Consider the following 23843-nt stretch of genomic DNA (forward strand, 5'->3'; position numbering starts at 1 on the left):
CCGCGGCGCGGCGCGGCGAGCGCGGTCCGGGCCGCGGCTCGACCTGCGCGCCGCCAGCCGAGCACCCCCGCCGGTTGCGGATGCGCCGGCCGTAGGCGTATCCTGGCGCGCGCCTCGTTATCCGCTCGCCTCGTTATCCGCTCGCCTCGAGCGGCCACGCACCCCCCCAAGGATGGCTATGAACAGATCCGGATCGCGCCCCAGGCCCGCCCTGTCGTCCGCCGCGCTGCTCCTGGCTGCGGGGGTCGTCCTCGCGGCGTCCTGCGCGGAGAGCCCCGACGCGTCGAGCGAGTGCCCTGACGGGCTGTCGCGGTGCAATGGAGAGTGCGTCGAGCTCCAGGCGAACGCCGAGCACTGCGGCGCGTGCGGCGACGCCTGCGAGGAGGGGCAGCTCTGCGTGAAGGGCCGCTGCAGCGGGGGCGGCGGTGAGGGCGGCGGCGGTATAGGGGCCGGCGTCGGGGGCGGGGAGAAGTGCGGAGAAGGCCAGACCGACTGCTCAGGCAAATGCGTGAACCTCCAGACCGACCTGCGGAACTGCGGCGATTGCGACGTCGAGTGCGCGGAGGGGCACGTCTGCGCGGACGGCTCCTGCGCATGCGCGGGCGATCTCACGGAGTGCGACGGCGCCTGCGTGGATGTGCTGAGCGACAGGCGCAACTGCGGCGAGTGTGAATCCAGCTGCGCGCCTGCCCAGCTGTGCGTCGACGGCGTCTGCACCTGCCCGGCCGGTCTCGCGGCGTGTGATGGCGCGTGCGCCGATCTGCAGACGAGCCAGCTCCACTGCGGCGCCTGCGGCGTCGCGTGCGAGCGAGGGGCGTTATGCCAGGCAGGCGCCTGCACCTGCGTCCTCGGGACGTATGATGAGCTCGGCAACACGTTCCCGCAGACGATCACGGGGACCACCATCAGCGGCGAGACGAACTACGATCTCGCGTGCGTGGCCGCCGGCTCGTCGGAGCGGGTCTACCGCTTCACGCCGTCCGTGGCGGGGACATACACGCTGGATACCGTCGGGTCCACCTTCGATACGGCCATCGGGGTGCTGGGGTCGACCACCTGCGCTCAGCTCGCCTGCAACGATGACATTGCCACCGGGGTCGCCCAATCGAGGGTCCGCGCGGTCCTCGAGGCGGGCCAGCAGGTCCTCATCGTGGTGACCGGCTTCGACGGAGGGGAAGGCGATTTCACGCTCAACATGGCGAGGGCCGATCCGCCGAAGTGCCCTGGGTGGGCGATCGACGCTGCGCTCCCGACGACCATCACCGGCAACACCGAGCACTTCGGCGACGCGATCAGGCCGACGTGCGGAGGCGCAGACAGCCCCGACGCGAGCTACATCTTCACGGCGCCGGCGGCCGGGAAGTATGTATTCGATACCTTCGGCTCCGGGTTCAATACGATCCTGGAGCTGCACGACGGCGCGTGTGATGGCGACGTGCTCACCTGCTCCGACGACTCAGGAGAAGGGTCGCAGTCGCGCGCCACGGTGGAGCTCAGCGCCGGCCAGAAGGTCGTGGCGGTGATCGACGGCTTCGAGGGCGCGCGTGGGCCCTATACGCTGAACGTCGCCGCGTGGGCTCCGCCCGCGTGCCCCATGGTGGATCTCGGCTCCACCTACCCGCAGACGGTCACGGGCCGCACGTCAGGCCTCGACGGCGTCCTCCAGCCCCCGGCGGACTGCGCCATGGGCAATTCCCCCGAGGTCAGCTACAGCTTCACGGCGCCCATCGCCGGCCGGTACACATTCGATACGATCGGCTCGACCTTCGACACGGTGCTCCACGTTCACGACGGCAGCTGCACGGGCGCCTTGCTGGGGTGCAGCGACGACGCGGAGGGCTTGTCGTACCAATCGCAGGTGTCCACGCCCCTCGCGCAGGGGCAGACGGCGTATGTGGTCGTGGACGGTGCGTCCGGGAAGCACGGCGCGTACACGCTCAACGTGAGCGGCACCCCGGGCCCCCCGTGCCCGGAGAAGGCGCTGGAGTCGGTCGTCCCGCAGACCGTGTCGGGGACGACCGTCGGCGCCGGCGACTACGTGAGCGCGCCGTGCGGCATGCCCGGCGGCGAAGACAGGGCGTACAGCTTCACGGCGCCGGCCGACGGATTGTACGTCTTCGATACGTTCGGAGCGAGCTTCGACACGGTCGTCCACGTGCACGCCGGCACGTGCGGCGGCGCGGTGCTCGGCTGCAACGACAACGCCACGGGCGTCCAGTCGCGGATCGTGGTGCCGCTCGCCGCGGGGCAGGAGACCGTCGTCGTGGTCGATGGCGCCAGCGCCAAACCTCAGGCCGTGGGCGCGTTCAAGCTCAACATCAGCCTGTTCCAGGAGGACGGCATCTGCGGGAACCCCGTCGATCTCGGCTCGACGGTCCCGCAGACGACGACGGGCTCCACCCTGTTCCAGCCGAACTTGGCCACACCGAGCTGCGTCCCGTCGAGCGGCAACGACAGGGTCTATCGCTTCACCGCGCCGGCGGACGGGACCTACGTCATCGACACGCTGTCGTCGAACTTCGACACCGTCCTTCACGTGCACGACGGCGACAGCTGCTCCGGCCCCGAGCTCGCGTGCAACGACAACGCGGTCATGGCCAGCTCGCGCGTGACCGTGACCCTCACCGAAGGGCAGGTGATCACGATCATCGGCGACAGCCGGCGTTCCTCCTCCGGCAACCTCACCCTCAACATCGCAAAGATCCCTTGAGCGGGGCGCGCCCGCTCGGCGACCCGTCGGCCAGCGGGGAGAGGGGCGCGGGAGCGGGGCGGCACCGCTGCTGTGGCGGGTCGGCCGTCGCGACGGGCCCGGCCGGGGCTCGTGGGTCACGGGCCGGGAGGGAGGCGCGGATCGGCGCGCGTGGGGGCAGGTGGAGCGGCATGGAACGATAGGGAGCCATGGAAGGCGGCCAGCGCTCTCGTCGGTGAGCGACGCGGGCGACGTGTCGACGCGCACGCCCTAGGAGTTTTCTTGAGAGCGGCGCCCGCCCGTGCGAGTCTCGGCCCCCTTGGGACTTGCGCCCGTCGTCCGGGACGCGCCCCTGTGATCCGGGTCGAACCATGCCAAAGGAACGCGTGTTCTCCCTCGATGCCGTTCGGACCGACGGCTGGTTCGAGCGCATAGGCGACGGCATCGGCAGCTTCCAGGCGCTCTGCGAGATCGTGGGCGAGGCGTTCTTTGCCTTCTCGATGATTACGGGCGCCCGCATCACGGCGCTCACCGTCGACCGCCGCAACCCGGACAACACCCTGGTCGACTTCGTTATCGCGCCGCCGGGCGAGGAGGACATCGACGGCGACGTCCAGCGGCTCACGCTCGCGGACTTCCGCCACCGCCTCGTCGGCGCCCTCCTCACGGAGGACACGACGCCGCCCGCGCCCGAGCGGGACACCGACCTCGAGGGCATCCAGCTCCACATCGGCGTCCGCTACCTGCTGCTCGCCCCGCTCTACGGCTACAGCCTCCGCAAGCTCGCCGTCGAGGGGAAGACCTCGCGCCTCCTCCTCCTGCGCGACGGCATCGAGGAGACCCACGAGCTCAACGAGTTCCGCGCCCGCATCCGCTCGCACGTGCGCGACGAGCTCGAGCGCGCCTCGGCCGGCGCGCGCTCCGCCATCGATCTCACGAAGGTCGCCGAGGCCGAGGTCGCCTCGCAGCGCGGCGACTTCCCGAAGGTGATCCAGCTGCTCGGCACCTGGCCGGCCCCGCTCGCGATCTTCCTGCGCACGCCCGAGGGGCAGATGCTCACGCCGGACGCCCGCAGCCTGATCGCCAAGGGCCTCGGCCTCCTCGGCACCGCGTGCGTCAAGCTCGGCGAGGAGCACCAGGGCGAGGAGGTCATGCGCCTCGCCGTCCAGTATGCGCACGACGGGGCCGCGGCCGGCGACATCTTCCGCCGGCTGGGCGAGGCCATGCTCGACGACGGCCGGGCCGGCGAGGCCATCGGCCCCCTCCGGCGCGCCGCCAACCTCGGCGCCCCGCCGAAGCAGATCTGGCCGCTGCTCGCGCGGGCGTTCGTGCAGCGCAAGAAGTTCGTCGCCGCCCTCGCCTGCGTCCGCGAGGCGCGGAGCGTGGGCGTGGCGGACGCCGACATGGTGGAGGAGATCCGGGAGATCGAGGCCAGCCTGGGGACGGCGCTCACCGCGTGGCGAGGGCTGGTCCTGGCCGCGAACCGCTCCTAGACTTGCGGCCCGCTGGTTGGCCGACCGCCTCCATTGACACCCCCGCGGCGGCCGACTAGATCCGGCGCGGATTAAGCCGGGATCGCTCGGATTTTTGCTGCTTCAGGCAGCATCGCCGCGTCGCTCTCACCTTTTTGGACTGCATGGTTCGGGGCCGTGGGCCCCGAGGTCTCGCCCCGAGACGCCGCGCGCCTCGGCGAGATGGTCGACCCCTCCAGGGGGTCGACGCGTAGGAGTGCTCTCTCGATGGCCACCTACATCCCCCTGTTCCTGCTGTTTCTCGTCGCCGCGATCATCGCGCTCGCGATGTTCACGCTGACGTCGCTGCTCGGCCCGAAGAACCCGACGCCCGAGAAGATGATCCCGTACGAGTGCGGCAGCGACTCGACGGGCGGGCGGTTCGTCAAGCCGAGCGTGAAGTTCTACCTGACGGCGATCCTCTTTGTCGTGTTCGACATCGAGGCGGTGCTCATCTACCCGTGGTCGGTCCAGTTCCGGACCCTCGGGTGGACGGGCCTCGCGACGATGAGCTCGTTCGTCGCGCTGCTCGTCGTGGCGCTCGTGTACGTGTGGAAGAAGGGAGCTCTGGAATGGGAGAAGTGAAGGCCGGTGGGCCCTCGACGCGGGTGATGGAGGGCTCCGAGCACGGCTTCGCGACCACGCGCGTGGACGCGCTGCTGAACTGGGCGAAGAAGTACTCGCTGTTCCAGTACCCGTTCGTGACGGCGTGCTGCGGCATGGAGTACATGGCGATGGCGAGCCCGCGCTTCGACATGGCGCGGTTCGGCGCCGAGGTGCCGCGCTTCTCGCCGCGCCAGGCCGACCTGCTCTGGGTGGTGGGGACCATCAGCCAGCGCCAGGCGCCGGCGCTCCGCCGCATCTACGAGCAGATGGCGGACCCGAAGTGGGTGCTCGCCTTCGGCACGTGCGCCTCGTGCGGCGGCTTCTACGACAACTACACGACCGTCGCCGGCATCGACAAGGTCATCCCCTGCGACGTCTACGTGCCCGGCTGTCCGCCGCGCCCCGAGGCGGTGCTCGACGGCCTCATGCTGCTCCAGGACAAGATCGCGCGCGGCGATCGCACGCCGGCGATCGTCAAGCCGCGCGAGGACCCGGCGCAGACGACGGAGCACCTCGTCACCCTCCAGCGCAAGGAGCGGAGCCTGCCATGAGCAAGAAGGTCCTAGAGCTCCTCACGGCGCAGTTCCCGGGCGCCGTCCTGGAGACGCACTCGCAGTTCGGCGACGACACGGCGGTGCTCGATCCCGCCGTGTGGCGCGACGCCGCCCTGTTCCTCCGCAACGACCCGCGGACCCTGATGAACATGTTCGTCGACCTGACCGCGGTCGACTACCTCTGGCGCGGCGACGTGCCCCGCTTCGAGGTGGTCTGCCACCTGCGGTCGCTCGAGCGCAACCACCGCATCCGGATCAAGGCGCGCGTCGGCGACGAGGAGGGCAACGGCGCCGAGATCGACTCGATCGTCCCGGTGTGGAAGGGCGCGAACTGGTTCGAGCGCGAGTGCTACGACCTGCTCGGCATCGTCTTCAAGGGGCACCCGGATCTCCGGCGCATCCTGATGTACCCGGAGTTCGAGGGGCACCCGCTGCGCAAGGACTATCCGGCCGACCGCATCCAGCCGCTCATCCCGTTCCGGGATGTGCCGAACACCGGCAAGCTGCCGCCGTTCGGCCCCGACGAGGGCATGAGCTTCGGCCGCCAGTCGCACGACTTCGCGCGGAGAGGCCCCGGGGCGTCGATCGACGGAGACGAGGCCGTGAGCAACGGCAAGCGCGCGGGCGCGCTGGAGGAGCGGAGCTGACCCATGGAACCCCTGGATCGCGAGCTGGACGAGGCCGAGCTCGACCTACCGAGCGAGCCGATGCTCCTCAACATGGGGCCGTCCCACCCGGCGATGCACGGCACGGTGCGCATCGTGCTCGAGCTGTCCGGTGAGACGATCAACAAGGCCGACGTGCAGATCGGCTACCTGCACCGCGGCTTCGAGAAGATGTGCGAGCGCGGCACGTGGTCGCAGGTCTTCCCGTACGTCGACCGGCTCAACTACGTCTCGCCGATGCTCAACAACGTCGGCTTCGCGCTGGCGGTCGAGAAGATGCTCGGCGTCACGGTCCCCGAGCGCTGCCAGTACTACCGCGTGATCCTCGGCGAGCTGGCGCGCATCTGCGATCACATGATCTGCAGCGGCGCCATGAGCATGGAGCTCGGCGCCTTCACGCCGTTCCTCTACCTGTGCCGCGCGCGCGAGATCTTCTGGGAGATCTTCGAGGAGGAGACGGGGGCGCGCCTGACGCACAGCTTCGGCCGCGTCGGCGGCATGGCGCGGCCGCCCACGGCCGACTTCAAGGCGATGGTCCGCGTGGGCCTCGCGCGCGTGCTCGCGCTCGTGAACGACGCCGAGAAGCTCATCCTCAAGAACCGCATCTTCCTCGACCGCCTCGACGGCGTCGGGCAGATCTCGCAGGAGGACGCGCTCGCGCTCGGCTGGACCGGCATCGTGCTCCGGGCGACCGGCGTGCCCTACGACGTGCGCCGGGCGAACCCGTACATGGTCTACGACCGCTTCGACTTCGACGTGCCGGTCGGCACGCGGGGCGACAACTACGATCGGTTCATGTGCCGCCAGGAGGAGATCCGCCAGGCGGGGAGGATCATCGAGCAGGCGCTCGAGCAGATGCCCGACGAGGGGCCCGTCAACATCGACGATCCGCGCATCGTGCTGCCGCCGAAGGAGGAGGTCTACACGACCATCGAGGCGACCATCCAGCACTTCAAGATCGTCATGGAGGGCATCAAGGTGCCCGCGGGCGAGTGCTACTCGTACACCGAGGCCGGCAACGGCGAGCTCGGCTTCTACCTGGTGTCCGACGGCAGCGGCACGCCGTACCGCGTGCGCATCCGCCCGCCGTGCTTCGCCACGACGCAGGGGCTCTCCCAGCTCATCACCGGGCTGATGATCCCCGACGTCGTGCCGACCTTCGGCTCCCTCAACATGATCGGCGGGGAGTGCGACCACTAGCGACGGCGCGAGGAGCGCTCCCGTCATCGACTTAGGAAAGCAAGGGCCCTCCGCGGCCCCGCCGGGAATCGAGAGCACGATGCCTACGATCAAGATCGACGGAAGGGAGATCCCCTTCGAGAGCGGTGACACGATCATCCGCGCGGCGCACCGCGCCGGGATCGACATCCCCCATTACTGCTGGCACCCGGGCCTCAGCGTCGCCGCCAACTGCCGGATGTGCCTGGTCGAGGTGATGCCGCCGCCGGGGCGGCCGGCGATGAGCCTCGACATCCTCCGCTGGGACGCGGCGAAGCAGGACTACGTGCCGGCGGCGAAGCCGAAGCTCCAGCCGGCCTGCCAGATGGCCTGCGCGAACGGCATGGAGGTGCTGTCCGACAACAGCGACCACGTGTCCGAGGCGCGCTCGGCGGTGCAGGAGCTCCTGCTGCTGAACCACCCGGTCGACTGCCCGATCTGCGACCAGGCCGGCGAGTGCCGCCTCCAGGACTACTGGCTGGAGCACCAGCGCAAGGGCAAGCGGATGCGGCAGGAGCCGGTGCACAAGCCGAAGGCGGTCACCTTCGGCCCGACCATCGTGTACGACGCCGAGCGCTGCATCGTCTGCACGCGGTGCATCCGCGTCTGCAACGAGCTCGCCCGGGATCCGGTGCTCTCCGTCCGCGAGCGCGGCAACCTCGGGGAGATCACGGTCTCGCCGGGGCGCGAGCTCGACCACAACTACACGCTCATGACCGAGCACGTCTGCCCGGTCGGCGCGCTCACGTCGCGCGATTTCCGGTTCAAGGCGCGCGTCTGGTTCCTCCGCAGCGCCCGGACCGTCTGCCAGGGCTGCGCGACGGGCTGCAACGCCTACCTCGACTACGATCCGCGCAACAACACCCCGTACCGGCACCGCCCCCGCGAGAACATGGCGGTCAACACGTACTGGATGTGCGACGAGGGCATGCTCTCGTACCGGCACGCGGTCGATGGGCGGCTGCTCACGGCGCTCGTCGGCAACGACGACGCGAGCGTCGACGACGCGCTCGCCGCGGCCAAGGAGCAGCTCGCAGGCCACGGCGACGACCCGCAGAAGGTCGCGATCGTCCTGTCGGCGCAGCACTCGAACGAGGACAACTTCGCGCTCTACCACCTCGCCACGACGTACCTCGGCGCGACCGACTTCTTCGTGTCGGGCAAGCCGCTCGGCCAGGGTGACGACATCCTCATCAGCGAGGACAAGAACCCGAACACCCGCGGCGCCGTGCAGATCGCGGCGGCGACCCCGCCGCGCCCGGTCGCGGAGCTGATCCAGGGGATCGCGTCCGGGCACTACGCGTACGTGGTCGCCCTCGGGTCGGACCTCGAGGTCGACGCGGGCGAGGCGCAGCGGGCGTTCTCGCGGCTGAAGGGGGTGGTGACGATCGCCGCCCACGAGGGGCCGCTCGCGAAGGCCGCGCGCGTCGCCCTGCCGGCGTGCTCCTGGGCCGAGGCCGAGGGGACGTACGTGAACGGCAAGGGCCTGGCGCAGCGGAGCGAGCGGGCGCTGCTCCCGCACGGCGACGCGCGCCCGGCCTGGGAGCTCATCGGCCGGCTCGGGCGCGTGCTCGGATACGAGACCGGGTGGAAGACCCTGGCCGAGCTCCGCCGCGCGATGCCGCCCGGCGCGGCCCTCGGCGGGGCAGCGGCGCCCTCCGCGCACGCCGCGCCGGCGCCCGCCGCCGACGGCGCGCGGGTCGAGCCGAAGAAGACGGAGGCCACGGCATGACCAGCGTCGAGCTCGTTCTCGCGATCGTCAAGATCCTCATCGTCGTCCTGTTCCTGCTGAACATGGCGGCGATCGCCACCTGGGCCGACCGGCGCCAGGGCGCGATGGTGCAGGACCGCGTCGGCCCGAACCGGGCGGTCGTCTACCTGCCGTCCCTGGTCGTGCGGGGCATCGTGTTCTTCCCCCCGGCGCTGCTCGCGGCGCTGTCCGTGTTCACGGCGACGCGCCCGGCGTCCGCGCCGGCCGCGGCCGAGACGATGGTGGCCGCCGCGCAGTTCGCGGTGGCCGTGGCCTGGCTCGGGCTGATCGTGTTCTGCGCGTCGGCCCGCAGCGGCGGCCCGATCAACCCGGCTGAAGAGGCGCTCGCCCGCGTCGAGCCGCGCAACATCTTCTACGGGGGCGTCATGGCCCACGTCGCGGTCTTCTTCCTGACGCAGGCGGTCCCGCTCTCGGCGGCGCCCGTCGTCGCGCGGATCGCGTGTGTGCTGCTCGGCGCGCTGCTGCTCGTGACGGGCGCCTACGCGGCGCTGCGCGTGCCCGAGGGCAAGATCCCGCTGCGGCTCCTCGGCACGCTCCACGCCGCGGCCGACGCGATCAAGATGATCTGGAAGGAGGACTTCATCCCGAAGAACGCCGACCGGCTCCTCCACTCGCTCGCGCCGCTGCTCGCGATGTTCCCGGCGCTCGTGACGTTCGCGGTCATCCCGTTCGGCGACAAGCTCTGCTTCGAGGACAACGGCGACGGGGTCTTCGGCTTCGGGGACCTCCCGCTGCTCAAGCGGACGGTCGACCAGGCGTTCACGTGCAGCGGCCACGTCGTGAACCTCCAGGTCGCGGACCTCAACGTCGGCATCCTCTACATCTTCGCGATGGCGGGCACCGGCATCATCGGCGCCGCGCTCGCCGGCTGGGCGAGCGACAACAAGTTCTCGCTGCTCGGCGGCCTGCGCGCCGCGAGCCAGATGGTCAGCTACGAGGTCGCGATGGGCCTCAGCGTCGTCGGCCTCTTCATCATCTACGGCAGCGTCCGGCTCGGCGACATGGTGCAGTGGCAGGCCGAGCACACGTGGGGGATCTTCGTCCAGCCGCTCGCGTTCGTCCTGTTCCTCGCGGCCCTCGCGGCCGAGACGAAGCGCATCCCGTTCGATCAGCCCGAGGGCGAGAGCGAGATCGTCGCCGGCTACTTCGTCGAGTACTCCGGGATGAAGTTCGGCATGTTCATGACGGGCGAGTACGTGGAGCTCATCACGTCGAGCGCGCTCCTCGTCACGCTCTTCTTCGGTGGCTACCACCTGCCGTTCCTGGACCGCGACGGCATCAACATCGCCTTCGGCGACGCGACGCTCTTCCAGTACAAGATGACCCACTTCGCCGTGAGCCTGACCTACGTGCTGGCGTTCTTCGGCAAGACGATCCTCATGGCGTGGGTGCAGGTCTTCTTCCGCTGGACGCTGCCGCGCTTCCGTTACGACCAGGTGATGCGGCTCGGGTGGACGAAGCTCCTGCCGCTCACGATCGTCAACATGATGGTCACGGGCATCGTCGTGCTGGCCGTCGACTCGGCGCCCGCGGGGCTCGTCGGCGGTCTCCAGGTCGCGGCCGACGTCACCCACGCGGTCGTCGCCCTGGGCGGGTTCGCGGCGGTCGTGGCGCTGATCGCCGGCCTGCTCGAGCCGGTCGAGCGCCAGCGCACCGTCAACTCCACCTCTTCCCGGTTCACGGCCGCGGCGGGGGGCACCAAGGCGTCGCCGCAGCAGGCGTAGAGGAGGATCTCATGGCGAGAGCTACCCCCAGCACCACGTGGACGAAGCCGGCCGGAAGGCCGGTCGCCGGCAAGCCCATTCCGCGCCCGGTCCGGAGCGCTGACGTCCAGGCCTACATCCCCGAGATGGTCAAGGGCCTGGGGATCACGATGAAGCACTTCTTCAAGAACACGAAGGAGATGGTGCTCGGCCAGAAGCCCGACCCGGTGCTGCACGCGCTCGAGCCGGGCGTCACGACGATCAGCTACCCCGAGGAGAAGCGCCCCTACCCGGAGCGCTTCCGGGGCATCCACCGGCTCACGCTGCGCGAGGACAACTCGCCCCGCTGCGTCGCGTGTCTCTGCTGCTCGACGGCGTGCCCGGCGCAGTGCATCGCGATCGAGCCGGCCGAGTACCCCGACGGCGATCGGCGGAAAGGCTACGAGCGGTACCCGAGCAGCTTCGTCATCGACGAGCTCCGCTGCGTCTTCTGCGGGTTCTGCGTCGAGGCGTGCCCCGTCGACGCCATCCGGATGGACACCGGCCTCCACGCGGTGCCCTACGACTCGCGCGAGCAGTTCATCTACCGGCGCGATCTCCTCATGAGCCTCTCCGATCGGTCGGGCTCGCGGCTGACGGCGAACAAGCGCCACGAGCCGGGCGACCCGACGCACCCTGGCCTCTCGCGCGACCACGCGGAGCACTGAGCCGGTCTTCCTCCCCCGGTAGGCCGTGCCGTTGCGCCGCCTGGCGCGCGGCGGAGCCCAGGCATCTCGCCTCTCGTCCGGCTGAGGTTCTGCTAGAAGGGCGGGTCATGGCGACGACGTACGGCTCCTTCGAGGCGGTCATCGGGCTCGAGGTCCACGCGCAACTCCTCACCCGGACCAAGGCGTTCTGTGGCTGCGCGACCAGCTTCGGCGACCCGCCGAACACGCACACGTGCCCGGTCTGCCTCGGCCTCCCGGGGGCGCTCCCGGTCCTGAACCGCGAGGCGGTCCGGATGGCGGTGAGCGCGGCGCTCGCGCTCGGCTGCGCCGTCCAGGAGAGCAGCGTCTTCGCGAGGAAGAACTACTTCTACCCCGACCTGCCGAAGGGCTTCCAGATCAGCCAGTTCGATCGGCCGCTCGCGCTGCGCGGCCAGCTCGAGATCGAGACCGAGGCGGGCAAGATGCGGGCGGGGATCACGCGCGTCCACATGGAGGAGGACGCCGGCAAGAACGTCCACGGCATCGGCGGCCTGTCGGTCGTCGATCTCAACCGCGCCGGCACGCCGCTCATCGAGATCGTCGGTGAGCCCGACCTCCGCTCGGGCGCGGAGGCGGCCGAGTACCTGAAGCGGCTGCGCGAGATCCTCATGTTCATCGGCGTGAACGACGGCAACCTCGAGCAGGGCAGCTTCCGCTGCGACGCCAACGTCTCGGTCCGCAAGGTGGGGGAGACGAAGCTCGGCACGCGGACGGAGCTCAAGAACATCAACTCGTTCCGCTTCGTCGCCGAGGCGATCGACCTCGAGATCCGGCGGCAGATCGCGCTCATCGAGCAGGGCGGCCGCGTCCGGCAGCAGACCCGCGGGTACAACGCCGAGAAGAAGGAGACGTACCTCCTCCGCGACAAGGAGAACGAGTCCGGCTACCGCTACTTCCCCGAGCCGGATCTGCCGCCGCTCGTCGTGGACGAGGCGTTCCTCGCCGACGTGCGCGGCGCGCTCCCGGAGCCGCCGGTCGACAAGCGGCGCCGCTTCACCGAGTCGCTCGGCCTCACCCCGTACGCGGCGTCGGTCCTGACCGGCCACCCGCAGATCGCGGCGTTCTTCGAGGAGGCCGCGCGCCTCCACGGCGACGCCGTGAAGGTCGCGAACTTCGTCCAGGGCGAGGTGCTGCGCGACACCCGGACGACGGGGCTCTCCGCGGCGTTCCCGGTCGCCCCCGGCCAGGTGGCCGCGCTGCTCCGTCTCGTAGACGAGGGCGCGATCAGCGGCAAGCAGGCCAAGGAGGTCTACATGGAGATGGCCGGCACGGACCGGGCGCCCGGCGACATCGTCCGCGACAAGGGCATGGCCGTGATGAGCGACGCGGCCGCGATCGAGGCGGTCGCCGCGTCGGTCATCGCCGCGAACGAGAAGCAGGCGGCGGCGTACCGCGGCGGCAAGACCGCGCTGTTCGGCTTCTTCGTCGGCCAGATCATGAAGAAGACGGGGGGCAGCGCGAACCCGGCCGTCGTGAACGACGTGCTGAAGCGACTGCTCGAGGGAGCTCCCGCCACGGGCGGGTGACGGGGCTTTCTCCGAGCGCAAGCGTGAAATAGGGTGCCGCCGGCCGGCGCTCTCGCCGCGCGAGCCGGGGCGCGCCCGGCGCCTCCGCCTCGCTGAAGCCCTGGCTCTACGATCGCCCCGAGCGGGAAGGACATCCGACGCATGCTCAGCGCTCGCCCCCTCGACGCCCTCCGCTTCCCTCTCCGCACGGCCGGCTTCGTCGGCCTCACCTTCGGCATGTACGGCCTGCTCGAGGTCGACACCGCGATCTCGCCCGCGGCCGACCGCGAAGTGGTCCTCCACACATGGATGCGCCGGTATGGGCGCGCGCTCCTGAAGCTCTACGGACTCGACGTGCGCGCGGGCGGCCTCTTCCAGGGTGAGCTCGCGGCGGGGCGCGCCGACGGCGCGGCCGATCCGGCGGGCGCCGGATACTGCCCTGGACGCGACGCCGCTGGGCTCGGCCGGCTGTTCGTGATGAACCACCGCTCTGCGCTCGACATCATGATCACGCTCGCCTTCTTCGAGGCCACGGTCGTGAGCCGGGCCGACCTCGCTGGATGGCCGGTCATCGGCATGGCGGCGCGCCGCGTCGGAACGCTCTTCGTGGACCGTTCCAGCAAGCGCAGCGGCTCTGCGGTCGTCCAGGCGATGTGCTCCGCGCTCAAGGGCGGCCGTGGTGTGATGGTCTACCCCGAAGGGACCACGTTCTCCGGAGATGAGGTGCGGCCGTTCCGCGCGGGCGGCTTCACCGCGGCATGCCGCGTTGGCGCGGAGATCGTCCCTGTGGGGCTCGTGTACGGCGGCGCCGAGTCCTCCTACGTCGACGAGTCGTTCACGGCGCACATGGCCCGGGTGAGCCGTGCGCGACGTATCCCGGTAGCGCTCGAGGTCGGCGCGCCCATCGCCACGGTAGGCCAGGACGTCGGCGAGGTGCGCGACGAATCGCACCGCGCCGTCCAGGCGCTCGTCCACCGCGCCCGCGCGCGGCTCGCCGCCGACGGTTAGCGCCGCGCTCTCTCCTGCGCCGCTGGCTTCTGCGATCGGCCCTCGCTACGATGCGGGCCGCCGGCGACCCCATGGAGCGTGAAGGCAACCCTAGCGAGACCGCCATGGCATGGCAGGTCCTGAAGCCGCCCCGCGGAGGGGCGATCCATAATGAGCTGATGTTCCTGGCGGACGCGAGCGAGCAGCTCACCGGATCGCTTGACCCTCATACGATCCTCGAGCGGCTCGCGCGTCTGTCGGTGCCCTACCTGGCGGACTGGTGCACGGTCGATCTCATCGAGCGTGGCGCCGCGGACGCCATGGGCCTGGTCGGCTCCGTGCCGCCGCCGCCGCCGTCGGACGGCGGTCCCACGTTCGTGGCCGGGCCGGACGGGATCGACCCGGCGCCCGTGGCGGGCATCTACGCGGCCCGGCGCCATCGCGCCGCCGCGGACTCCGACCCGGCGGGCTCCGATCGCGCGGGCCAGGCGGGCGCGACGCGGCGGCGGTTCTGCCGCGTCGCCGCGAAGCACGTGAACCCCGAGCGCGAGGGGCTCCTGCGCGCGATCTCGCCCGACGCCGAGGAGCGCCTCGGCATCGCCAAGGTGCTGCACAGCGGCGAGTCCGAGCTCTTGCACGAGCTCGATCGCGACAAGAGCGACGAGGCCGCCGAGCGCGCCGCCGCGCTGGAGCAGCTCGGCACGCGGTCGGCGATGGCGGTGCCGCTCATCGCGCGCGGCCGCAAGCTCGGCGTGCTGTCGTTCGGCGTCTCGGAGTCGAACCGCATCTACTCCGCGGACGATCTCGTGCTCGCGGCCGAGCTCGCGCACCGCGTGGCGCTGGCGCTCGACAACGCCTACCTCTACCGGAAGGCGGAGGAGGCGCGCCACGCCGCGGAGCGGAGCGCGGACCGGGCCGCGTGGCTCTTCGCGGTGACGGCCGCGCTGTCCGACGCGATCACGCCGCCCGCGGTGCTCCGCGTGCTCGCGAGCGACGTCGTCGCGGCCGCCGGGGCGATGACCGGCGTGGTGGCGCTGCGCGCCGGGCTCGGCGGTGAGCTCGAGACGGTGCGCTCGACGGGCTACCTCGAGGCGCAGATCGCGCGCTTCAAGAGCTTCGACCTCGGCGCGGAGCTGCCGCTGGCGCGCGCGGTCCGGGAGCGCCAGCCGATCTTCCTCGAGTCGGAGGAGCGCTTCGGCGAGTTCGAGCCGGGCTTCGCGTCGTGCTGCGTCGCGACCGGCGAGCGCGCGTACGCCGCGATCCCGCTCTTCCTCGAGGGGCGCGTGCTCGGCGCCGTGGGGTTCGGCTTCTCGGCGCCGCAGTCGTTCACCGAGGACGACCGGGCGTTCATGCTCGCGCTGGTCCAGCAGAGCGCGCAGGCGCTCGAGCGGGCGCGCCTCTCCGCGCTGCAGACGGAGGAGGCCATGCACCTCTCGCACGAGGTGCTGAAGCAGATGCCCGAGGCCATCCTCGTCACGGACGTCGAGGGCAACATCCGGTACTGGATGGGCGAGGCCGAGTCGATCTTCGGCTACCTGTCCGAGGAGATCGTCGGCAAGAGCATGGCGCTCCTCCACCGCGACGACGTCCGCGAGGAGAGCACGGCCCGGATCCTCCAGCAGATCGAGGACGCGCGCACCTTCGTCGGCGAGGTCCCGTGCGTGCGGCGCGACGGCTCCGAGGTGCCGATCGAGATCACGGCGTACGCGGTACACGACCAGGAGGGTCGCCCGCTGTTCCTCGTCGGCATCCACCGCGACATCACCGATCGCAAGCGGGCCGAGGAGGAGCGCGCCCGGCTGATCCGGGTGCAGGCGGCGCGGGCCGAGGCCGAGGAGGCGGCGCGGCGGTTCGCGTTCCTGGCCGAGCTCAGCACGGCGCTCGCCGCGTCGCTGGACTTCACGGCCACGCTCCAGTCGCTCGCGCGGCTCGTCCTGCCGGTGCTCGCCGATTTCTGCCTGGTCGACATCGACGACGGCCTCGGCCTGCGCCACGTCGCGGCCGCGCACGTGAGCCCGCTGAAGGAGCCGCTGCTCCGGTACTTCCACCCGAGCCGGGTCGACGGCGAGCCGGGCCCGGTGGCGCGCGTGCTGCGCACGGGCCGGTCGGAGCTCTACGCGGACGTCCGCGGGGACGTGCTGCTGCACGAGGCGATGACGAGCGAGGAGGCCACGGCCAACCGGACGCTCGCGCCGCTCTCGTACCTCGTGGTGGCGCTCCGGGCGCGCGGGCGGATCCTCGGCGCGATCTCGCTCGTGTCGTCGGAGTCGGGCCGGTTCTTCGAGCGGTCCGACGTCGCCTTCGCGGAGGAGGTGGCGCACCGGGCCGCGCTCGCGCTCGACAACGCGCGCCTGTACCGCGAGGTGCAGGACGCGAACCGCCTGAAGGACGAGTTCCTCGGGACGGTGTCGCACGAGCTGCGGACGCCGCTCAACGCGATCCTCGGCTGGGCGAGGATGATGCAGGCGGGCTCGCTCGATCGGGTCGCGGAGACGCGGGCGCTGTCGGCGGTCGAGCGCAACGCCGAGCACCAGGTGACGCTGATCGACGAGCTGCTCGACGCGTCGCAGGTGGTGACGGGCACGCTGAAGATCGAGCGGCTCGCGGTGGAGCTGACGTTGCCGGTGCAGACGGCGGTCGAGTCGATCCTCCCGTCGGCCGCGGGCAAGGGCGTGGCGATCGAGACGAGGCTCGATCCGGAGGGCGTGTTCGTCGAGGGCGACCCTGCGCGGCTGCAGCAGGTCGTGTGGCACCTGCTCTCGAACGCGGTGAAGTTCGCGCGCCCTGGGGGGCTCGTGCAGGTGCAGCTCTCGCAGGACGAGCGCTTCGCCGAGGTCAAGGTGATCGACGACGGCGAGGGCATCTCGGCGGACTCGCTCCCGCACGTCTTCGAGCGCTTCCGGCAGGAGGACAACAGCGGCGCGCGCCGGCACGGGGGGCTCGGGCTGGGGCTGTCGATCGTGCGGCACATCGTCGGGCTGCACGGCGGCATGGTGCGCGTGACGAGCGCCGGCCCGGGGCGCGGGACGACGTGCACGGTGCAACTGCCGCTCTCGACAGGCGCGACCGCGACGGCGCTCACGAACGCGGGCATCGCGCCCGACCCGCGCAACCCGTTCCCGCGGCTCACCGGGGTGCGGGTGCTCATCGCGGACGACGATCCCGACACGCTGGCGATGCTCTCGGCGGTGCTGCGGCGCTGCGGGGCCGAGGTCAGCACGGCGACGTCGAGCAACGAGGCGCTGAAGCTGCTGGAGACGTCGGAGCCGGCGCTGCTCGTCGTCGACATCGGGATGCCGGGGGAGGACGGCTACTCGCTGATCCGGCGGGTGCGGGATCTCCTGCCGCGCAAGGTGGGGCGCACGCCGGCGCTGGCGCTGACGCCGTACGCGCGGACCGAGGACCGGGTGCGGGCGCTCGCGGCCGGGTACCAGATGCACGTGCCCAAGCCGATCGAGCCGATCGAGCTGGCGGCGGCGGTGAAGTGCCTGGCGACCGGGCTGATGCCTTGGTCCCGGGAGGACTGACGGGGGATCCGGGGGCACGCGCCGGGGTGGGGGTGTGCGCGGCAGCGCGCGGGGGGCGCTGGCCATCCGCCAAGACAGGGGCGGGAGAGCTTGCGCATGAAACACCGCCCGGCATGTCTCACTTCGGGCCTTGCCCTCTGAGACGTTCCGTTGCGCGCCACACAAGGCGCGCCTGGGACGTGGAGCCTGCTGGGACCTTATGGCACCTCGTTCGGTGCTCCAGCGCGCCCCCCGCGCGCTGCCGCGCACACCCCCACCCCGGCGCTCACGGCCCTGACGCCCATGCCCCCTGGCCGAGGGCGAGCTTGATTCGGTAGGGGCCGAGCCGCTCGGGGAGCGAGCGGTCGGCTGCGTTCATTCAAGCGCCGACGTCGCCCTCCTCACGTCCGCCGTCAATGGTTGTCTCGGGGGCGAGGGCAAGTTGTTGCCCTGGGCAAAGGGTTGCCGTCAGGGGAGGGGCCGCCGGGCAAGTTGTTGCCCTCTCTCCCGGTCGCGCGTCCGTGATGCCACGTTTTCGATTGGCATTCTTGTTGCAATTCTGGACGCAGCATCGCTCGGATCCCATGACCTGCGTCGATGCGCGGCGCCGGCGGCTCCAGGCGAATGCACAAGGATTTCTCGGAGAGGAGAGCATCGCCATGGCCACGCCCTATTCGATCGACATTGCTATGGACCAGAACACCTTCAACGCCCTGGAGTCGGGCGGATTTTATCTGTATGGATTCAAGGGGGTGCAGACGAGCATCCAGGGCGGCGCGCCGCTCGTGTGGTTCCAGACCAAGAACTTCTCCCTGGATACCACCATCTCGTGGGAGGAGCAGTATCAGGGGTACACCTCGCAGAGCGCCATCATCCCCGGCGGCAAGATCAAGGCGAGCGCGTCCTACGACATGAACCTCGGCGACATCCTCCAGGTCACGAGCCCGGCGGGCACGGGCACCGTCGTGACCGGTGGAACGCAGAACGCGATCTCGATCGCGAACCAGACCACGACGCAGATGGTCTGCGGCATCTCGCAGGTGCAGTCGGTGAGCGGCAGCGCGGTGGCGACGCCTCTCTGCGCTTTCCCGCTTTACGGCAACATGCTCGATGTCTTCGCGCCAATCCAGCTCGTCTTGCTGGAGTTCGCCACGACGGCGGTGAACACGGGGACGGTCATCTTCCAGGCGTTCAGCCAGGCCGCCCTGATCAACCTCACCAGCGAGCCCGAGGTCTCGTTGAGCTTCGACATCAACGCAGGCTGGAATTCCAGCGGCAACCCGAACGTTCAGCTCGTCCCCGCGGGCACCAACCTCGCGCCGCTCCTGCTCCAGTCGTCCGCCAGCCTGAACCGAAGGATCCTGGCGGCGCAAAGCGCCCACGCACCGGCGCCGGAGGCGCGCCACGCCTCCCGCAGCAATGGCGGCTTGATCCAGGCCTGACGTGGCGCCCGCGGGGCGGACCGGCTGCCGGTTCACCCTCCGCGGTCGGGCGACGAGCGCGACGCGGCAAGGAGGCCTCATGCGACGACCTCTTCGTGGACAGGCCGCGCTCGTCGCCGCGTCGTTGCTGTCCCTCACGTGCGGCACGGGTCTCAGGACGCCCGACGAGCGGCCAGGCGCGGCGACATCGAAGGCCGCGCGCGTCGACGAAGCCGCTCCGCCCATTTCCTCCTCAGCGCCGACCGAGAGACGGCTGATCGTCTCCATGAGCGCCGAGACGGCGAGCGCGCTCGCCGCCTCCGAGATTTCGCTGTACGCCTTCAAAGCGGTGGGCGCAGAGGACGCCGCCGGCGTGCCGCTCGTGTGGTTCCAATCGAGGACCTACTCCCTCACCACGACCCTGTCGTGGGCGGCGCTCTATCGGGCCTACACCGCGACCCGCACGCTGCTGCCGTCGGCCCGGGTGGACGCCTCGGCCTCGTACGACATCGAGCCCGGACAGGTGCTGTACGTGCAGGAGCCGACGGGCACCGGCGTCGTGCTCCTCGGGGGACCGGCGAACGCCATTTCGATACAGAACGACACGTCGACGCCGTTCACCTGTGGCCTCGCGCAGCGCCTCGGCGAGACCGCCGCGCCCATCGCCTCCTTTCCGCTCTATGGCAAGACCCGCCAGGTCTTCTATCCCATGGAGACGGTGCTCCTCGTCTTCGCGGCGTCGAGCCTCCGCCCCGGCGACCCGGCCACCACGTCGCCAGGACCAGGCGTGCTCGTGGAGCTGGGCCAAGAGAGCGTCCGCCGGCTCGCGTTCGAGATCAATGCGGGGTGGAGCTGGGGCTCCGAGCCCTGGGCCATGGCCGTGTCGGCCGGCGCGGACATCCTCCCCCTGCTCGTCGTCCGGAGCCCCTGAAGGACGATGTCCTGGCATTGACGTTGCTATTCATTGCCATCGCGTGTTGCACCGGCACGACCTGTTCGTCGTGCCTTGTTACAAGACAGGAGACAACCATGGCCGTCGTCAATATCCCGCCCAATCAGGTCATCTACAAGCTCGGCCCCATCCCCGGGACGATGCACGTCTACAACACCGGCAACCCCGGAGGCGGCGCGACCACCTACAACATCACCATTCTCAACGTCGGCGCCTGGACCGACGTCGTCATCCAGACGGGCCACACCGACACCTACCAGCCCAACGGCAACGTCGTCTTCGTCCAGAACCTTGGGCCGAGCAGGCTCCAGGTCCTCTACGTGGAGAGCGAATTGACGGTCGAGCAGGCGGGCGGCCGCTCCGTGAAGGAGTTCCCCGTGCTCGACGCGCCCGCTGGCTAGTCCGGGAATCACCAGGGGACCGAAGCGAAAAGGGCGCCATCGCCAGGGCCACCTGGGATCGGAGGCGGAAAAGGAAACCGCGGAGCGTGGAGCGGTTTGGCGGCGGCGGCTGGACAGGTCCTCAGCGCCGCTTCGCGCACGCCGGGCACGCGATGCGGCCCTGCGCGTTCGGCGCGCACGCCTCGCAGAGCAGGTGCATCCGATCGTCGCAGGCCGCCGGCCGCGCCGTCGCGGCGCCGCACGCCTCGCACGTGAGCCTGTCCAGGCTCGAGGCGCCCGCCGGGAGCCGCAAAACGATGTCCCGCGACTCCTTGCGCCGCCGGAGACGCATGTTGACGAGCGCCGCCGGGACCTCGGCGCTCACCAGCGCCGCGACCGAGCACGTCACCTTCGCCGCGAACCGCGCGGGCAAGGCCTCGAGCTTCGCGTTCCGCTCGGCGATGAGGTGCGCGACCTTGGCCTCGACGGCCTTCGGATCCGCGCGCCGCCGCGGCGCCCGGGCCTCGGCGATCAGGTCCGCGAAATACGACACGATACGATCGTGATCCCGCGCGTGCCTGCGCTCGACCTCGCCAAGCAGCGGCTGCACCGCAGCCCGCACCGCCCGCTCGGCGCGGAGCGCGATCCAGTCCGCCGCGCGATCGTCCGTTGAGAGGGGCACGGCGCTCGGCTGCACGAGCGCGCTCGGCCAGGCCAGATCCAGGTGCGCGCCCACCGCAGCGTCCGGCTCGCCGCCGTCGTGCGCGTTCACCACGACCCGAACGAGCCCCTCGCGCCGGTCGTCGGCCTCGACCCCATAAGCGACGATGGCCGCGACGTAGACCGCCGCGCCCGTGGAGACCTGACCGGGCTCGCAGAGCCCGTTGCGCAGCACGAAGCGGTCCGCGGCGGCCCGCACGTGGGCAGGCCGCGGCGGATCCGAGGCGAGCCGCACCGAGGTGGACACCGGCCGCCCGCGCGCCCTCGCGATGAGCCGCTCGAGCAGCGTGGAGCCAAGGCCACACGCGACGTCCCCGTCCCGATCGGGGTAGAGCGCGAGGGCGCACTCCTCCGGGACCTCGATCTCGGCCGCGAGCCGCGCCGGCAGGAGCGCTACCGCCCGCGCGTCCTCCCGCTCTGCGAGCGCTCCGGCCTCCGCGAGCGCCTCGACCACGAAATCGAGCGGAGAGGGCAGCGCGCCCTCCGTGGGCGAGAGCATCCCCAGCGCCGCGGTCACGCCTCGTAGTCCTTTCCAAAGAGCTTGGCGTCGAGGCGCTTCACCTGCTCGTAACGCCCGCGCGCCGCGGCGAGCTCCTCGGCAATGGCGTCGAAGCCGCTCGCGATCTCCTCCTCTGAGAGCGATGTCGCGTAGAGGGAGACAATCCGCTCCTCCAGATCGCGCTCGTCCGCCATGTTGCCAAGGACCATATCCATCTCGCCCACGACCAGCTCGAACAGGTGCAGGCGGCGGTCGAGCAGATCGAGGACACGCTCCTCGGCGGTGCCCCGCGCGCAGAGGTTGTAGACGCGCACCTCCTCTCGCTGGCCCATCCGGTGCAGCCGCCCGATCCGCTGCTCGATGAGCATGGGGTTGTAGGGAAGATCGAAGTTCACGAGGACATGGCAGTGGTGGAGGTTGTGCCCCTCGCCGCCGGCGTCGGTGGAGACGAGCACGCGCGCGCGGCCGTCACGGAACGCCGAGAGCGCCGCGCGCTTGTCCGCGGCGGAGAGGCCGCCGTGGAACGCCACGGGCTCGACGCCGGCCTCGCGGAGCACGGCCTCGATGTACGAAAGCGTGTCGCGGAACCGGGTGAAGACGAGGACTTGCTCGTCGTGAGCGCGCACGAGATCGACGAGGGCGCCGCCCTTCCGGGACGCGCGGACCGAGGCCGCGAGCTTCGCGAGCGCGGCGAGCGCGGCGCGCAGCCCGGGGACGCGCCGCTCGCTCGCGCTCATGCGCTCGAGGCTCCCGCGAACTGCGGCGGGGCTCGAGCCGGCGCCGAGCAGGAGCGTCGAGGCCAGCATCCGGGAGCCGGCGTCGGCCCCGTGCGCGCGCACGAGGGCGAGGACGCGCTCGTAGAGCTCGCGCTCCTCCAGGAGCGGATCGACCAGCGCCGTGCTCACATAGCGGGGCGGCAGCGCGAGGCCGCTGTCGGCGCGGGTGTTGCGCACCATCACCTCGGCGAGCAGGGCGCGCAGCCGCTCCCGGTTCTTCGGCGACAGCGGGTCCTTCGGGTCGACGAACTGCGCGCGGAAGGCCGCCGGGGTCGCGAACTGCCCGGGCTTGAGCAGCGTCACGAGGTTGTAGAGCTCCTCGAGATCGGTCTCGATCGGCGTCGCCGTGAGCATCAGGAGGAACCGGCTGTGCAGGCCGTCGACCAGCTTGAAGCCGGCGGTCGTGCGGCTCTTGACGTGATGGGCCTCGTCGACGATCACGAGGTCCCACGAGGCGGCCTGGACGAGCGGCGCGTGCTTCGCGCTCCTCGCGAGGGCGAGCGACGCGACGACCACGCCCTCATCGCGCCAGAAGGCCTCGGGGTCCGCCGTGCGCGCGGCGTCGTCGGTCGTGCGCGCGGCGATCCCGGCCTTCTCCGCGAGCTCGCCCGTCCACTGGCCGACGAGCGCAGGAGGGACGAGCACGAGCGCCCGCCGGACCATCCCGCGGAGCTGGTACTCGCGCAGGATCGTCAGCGCCTCGACCGTCTTGCCGAGACCGACCTCGTCCGCGAGCAGCGCGCGCCCGCGGAACACGCGGAGGACGCGGCGCGCGGTCTCGATCTGGTAGCGGTGCGGCTCGACGCCGGTGAGCGCGGCGAGCGCGAGCAGCTCCTCGAACTGCTCGGCCGAGGCGAGCAGGTGGGCGCGCAGCGCGTGGCTCACCGCCGCGAGCGAGGAGGGCGGGCCCGCGAGCCGCTGGAGCAGCTCGGATCGGTCGAGGCCGGACATCAGGAGCGGCGCCGGCTTCCTGGGCGGCGGAGCCGGCAGAGGAGCCGGCTCGGGCGGTGGCGCCGGCTCCGCCGCGCCGGAGGTGGCGGGCGGCCGGGAGGCGGCGGGCGGCCGGGAGGCGGCGGGCGTGCCGCGCGGGCCGGCAGCGCGGGCGCGCGGCGGGCGTTCCGGGGTCGTCGGGGTGGCGGGGGGACTTCGTGGCGGCGCGGCGGGCGCTTCGGTCCGCCGAGCCCGCGCGGGTGAGCGAGCCCGAGCGCGGGTGACAGGGCGCTCCGGGGGCGACGGCTGCTCCGCGCGATGAGCCAGGAGGAGTCGCTGGACGTCGTGGCGAAAGACGAGCTGGCCCAGCCGGCGCGGGATACCGACGTTGCGGTCGATGCAGAACGTGCTCGCGTTGTAGACAAGGAACGCCGGATCCGCGCTCGTCGATTCGCGCATCCGCTCGATGAGCGCGCTGCCCGCGAGCGCCTGTGGGAGGCCGTGCGCGAGGAGCAGGTCACGCGCCTCGTCGAGCGTCAGCGGCTCCTGGTGCGACCGGCCCGAGAGCGCGAACGCCAAGGTGAAGAGATCAGCGCCGGAGAGCAGCCGGCTGCCCGCTTCCGTGGCGAGCAGCCAGCTCACGTCGCTCGCGGAGATCGACGTGATGGGCGTCGTCGAGACCTGCATGCCTCGGCCGCGTGTAT

At 71.1% G+C, this 23843-nt stretch carries 17 protein-coding genes; 15 read left to right on the forward strand and 2 right to left on the reverse strand.

The genetic code is table 11. The features are described 5' to 3' along the window. Positions 1 to 178 precede the first annotated feature (178 nt). The 15 genes from WMF12_RS02600 (at position 179) to WMF12_RS02670 (ending at position 20235) form a co-directional block, all read left to right on the forward strand. On the forward strand, positions 179 to 2710 hold the full coding sequence (locus tag WMF12_RS02600; protein ID WP_437862795.1) for an MXAN_6577-like cysteine-rich protein: 2532 nt from the start codon (positions 179 to 181) through the stop codon (positions 2708 to 2710). A gap of 350 nt (positions 2711 to 3060) precedes the next feature. Beyond that, the gene (locus WMF12_RS02605) at positions 3061 to 4182 is read left to right on the forward strand and encodes a hypothetical protein (RefSeq protein WP_437744022.1); all 1122 of its coding nucleotides are present in this window, start codon (positions 3061 to 3063) and stop codon (positions 4180 to 4182) included. A 246-nt stretch (positions 4183 to 4428) separates the two neighbouring features. Next, a complete protein-coding gene (locus WMF12_RS02610; RefSeq protein WP_437862831.1) occupies positions 4429 to 4785 on the forward strand; it encodes an NADH-quinone oxidoreductase subunit A in 357 nt (118 codons plus the stop codon). A gap of 26 nt (positions 4786 to 4811) precedes the next feature. Then, positions 4812 to 5357, forward strand: coding sequence for an NADH-quinone oxidoreductase subunit B (locus WMF12_RS02615; RefSeq protein ID WP_437301525.1), 546 nt, complete (start codon positions 4812 to 4814; stop codon positions 5355 to 5357). Further along, positions 5354 to 6007: an NADH-quinone oxidoreductase subunit C gene (locus WMF12_RS02620; protein ID WP_437862847.1), complete on the forward strand. Its 654-nt coding sequence runs from the start codon at positions 5354 to 5356 to the stop codon at positions 6005 to 6007. The genes WMF12_RS02615 and WMF12_RS02620 overlap by 4 nt, the downstream gene beginning before the upstream one ends. Positions 6008 to 6010: 3 nt before the next feature. Next, positions 6011 to 7225 (forward strand): NADH-quinone oxidoreductase subunit D, encoded by a 1215-nt coding sequence (locus WMF12_RS02625; protein ID WP_437862856.1) that lies wholly within the window; start codon positions 6011 to 6013, stop codon positions 7223 to 7225. Between the two features lie 79 nt (positions 7226 to 7304). Further along, a complete protein-coding gene (locus WMF12_RS02630) occupies positions 7305 to 8975 on the forward strand; it encodes a 2Fe-2S iron-sulfur cluster-binding protein (protein WP_437862860.1) in 1671 nt (556 codons plus the stop codon). Continuing rightward, positions 8972 to 10738, forward strand: coding sequence for a complex I subunit 1/NuoH family protein (locus WMF12_RS02635; RefSeq protein WP_437862873.1), 1767 nt, complete (start codon positions 8972 to 8974; stop codon positions 10736 to 10738). The genes WMF12_RS02630 and WMF12_RS02635 overlap by 4 nt, the downstream gene beginning before the upstream one ends. 11 nt (positions 10739 to 10749) lie before the next feature. Then, positions 10750 to 11424, forward strand: a complete 675-nt coding sequence (locus WMF12_RS02640) for a NuoI/complex I 23 kDa subunit family protein (RefSeq protein WP_437862893.1) — start codon at positions 10750 to 10752, stop codon at positions 11422 to 11424. 107 nt (positions 11425 to 11531) lie between these two features. Further along, entirely contained in the window at positions 11532 to 12989 is a 1458-nt protein-coding gene (gene gatB / locus WMF12_RS02645) for an Asp-tRNA(Asn)/Glu-tRNA(Gln) amidotransferase subunit GatB (protein WP_437862904.1), read from the forward strand. A 141-nt stretch (positions 12990 to 13130) separates the two neighbouring features. Beyond that, positions 13131 to 13976 carry a lysophospholipid acyltransferase family protein gene (locus WMF12_RS02650; RefSeq protein ID WP_437862917.1) on the forward strand — a complete coding sequence of 282 codons (846 nt, stop codon included), beginning with the start codon at positions 13131 to 13133 and terminating at the stop codon, positions 13974 to 13976. A gap of 104 nt (positions 13977 to 14080) precedes the next feature. Then, positions 14081 to 17482 carry a GAF domain-containing protein gene (locus tag WMF12_RS02655; protein ID WP_437862933.1) on the forward strand — a complete coding sequence of 1134 codons (3402 nt, stop codon included), beginning with the start codon at positions 14081 to 14083 and terminating at the stop codon, positions 17480 to 17482. Positions 17483 to 18120: 638 nt separating this feature from the next. Next, entirely contained in the window at positions 18121 to 18903 is a 783-nt protein-coding gene (locus WMF12_RS02660) for a hypothetical protein (RefSeq protein ID WP_437862941.1), read from the forward strand. 79 nt (positions 18904 to 18982) lie between these two features. Then, positions 18983 to 19813, forward strand: a complete 831-nt coding sequence (locus WMF12_RS02665; RefSeq protein WP_437862946.1) for a hypothetical protein — start codon at positions 18983 to 18985, stop codon at positions 19811 to 19813. Positions 19814 to 19911: 98 nt separating this feature from the next. Next, positions 19912 to 20235, forward strand: a complete 324-nt coding sequence (locus WMF12_RS02670) for a hypothetical protein (RefSeq protein WP_437862952.1) — start codon at positions 19912 to 19914, stop codon at positions 20233 to 20235. Positions 20236 to 20356: 121 nt separating this feature from the next. Here the strand turns inward: WMF12_RS02670 and WMF12_RS02675 are convergent, their stop codons facing one another. Both WMF12_RS02675 and WMF12_RS02680 read right to left on the reverse strand, forming a co-directional pair. After that, positions 20357 to 21451: a hypothetical protein gene (locus tag WMF12_RS02675; protein ID WP_437862958.1), complete on the reverse strand. Its 1095-nt coding sequence runs from the start codon at positions 21449 to 21451 to the stop codon at positions 20357 to 20359. Further along, positions 21448 to 23826 carry a DEAD/DEAH box helicase gene (locus tag WMF12_RS02680; RefSeq protein WP_437862969.1) on the reverse strand — a complete coding sequence of 793 codons (2379 nt, stop codon included), beginning with the start codon at positions 23824 to 23826 and terminating at the stop codon, positions 21448 to 21450. The genes WMF12_RS02675 and WMF12_RS02680 overlap by 4 nt, the downstream gene beginning before the upstream one ends. Positions 23827 to 23843: the final 17 nt, after the last annotated feature.

The sequence above is a fragment of the Sorangium sp. So ce363 genome (assembly GCF_051520435.1).
Taxonomy (GTDB): domain Bacteria; phylum Myxococcota_A; class Polyangia; order Polyangiales; family Polyangiaceae; genus Sorangium; species Sorangium cellulosum_B.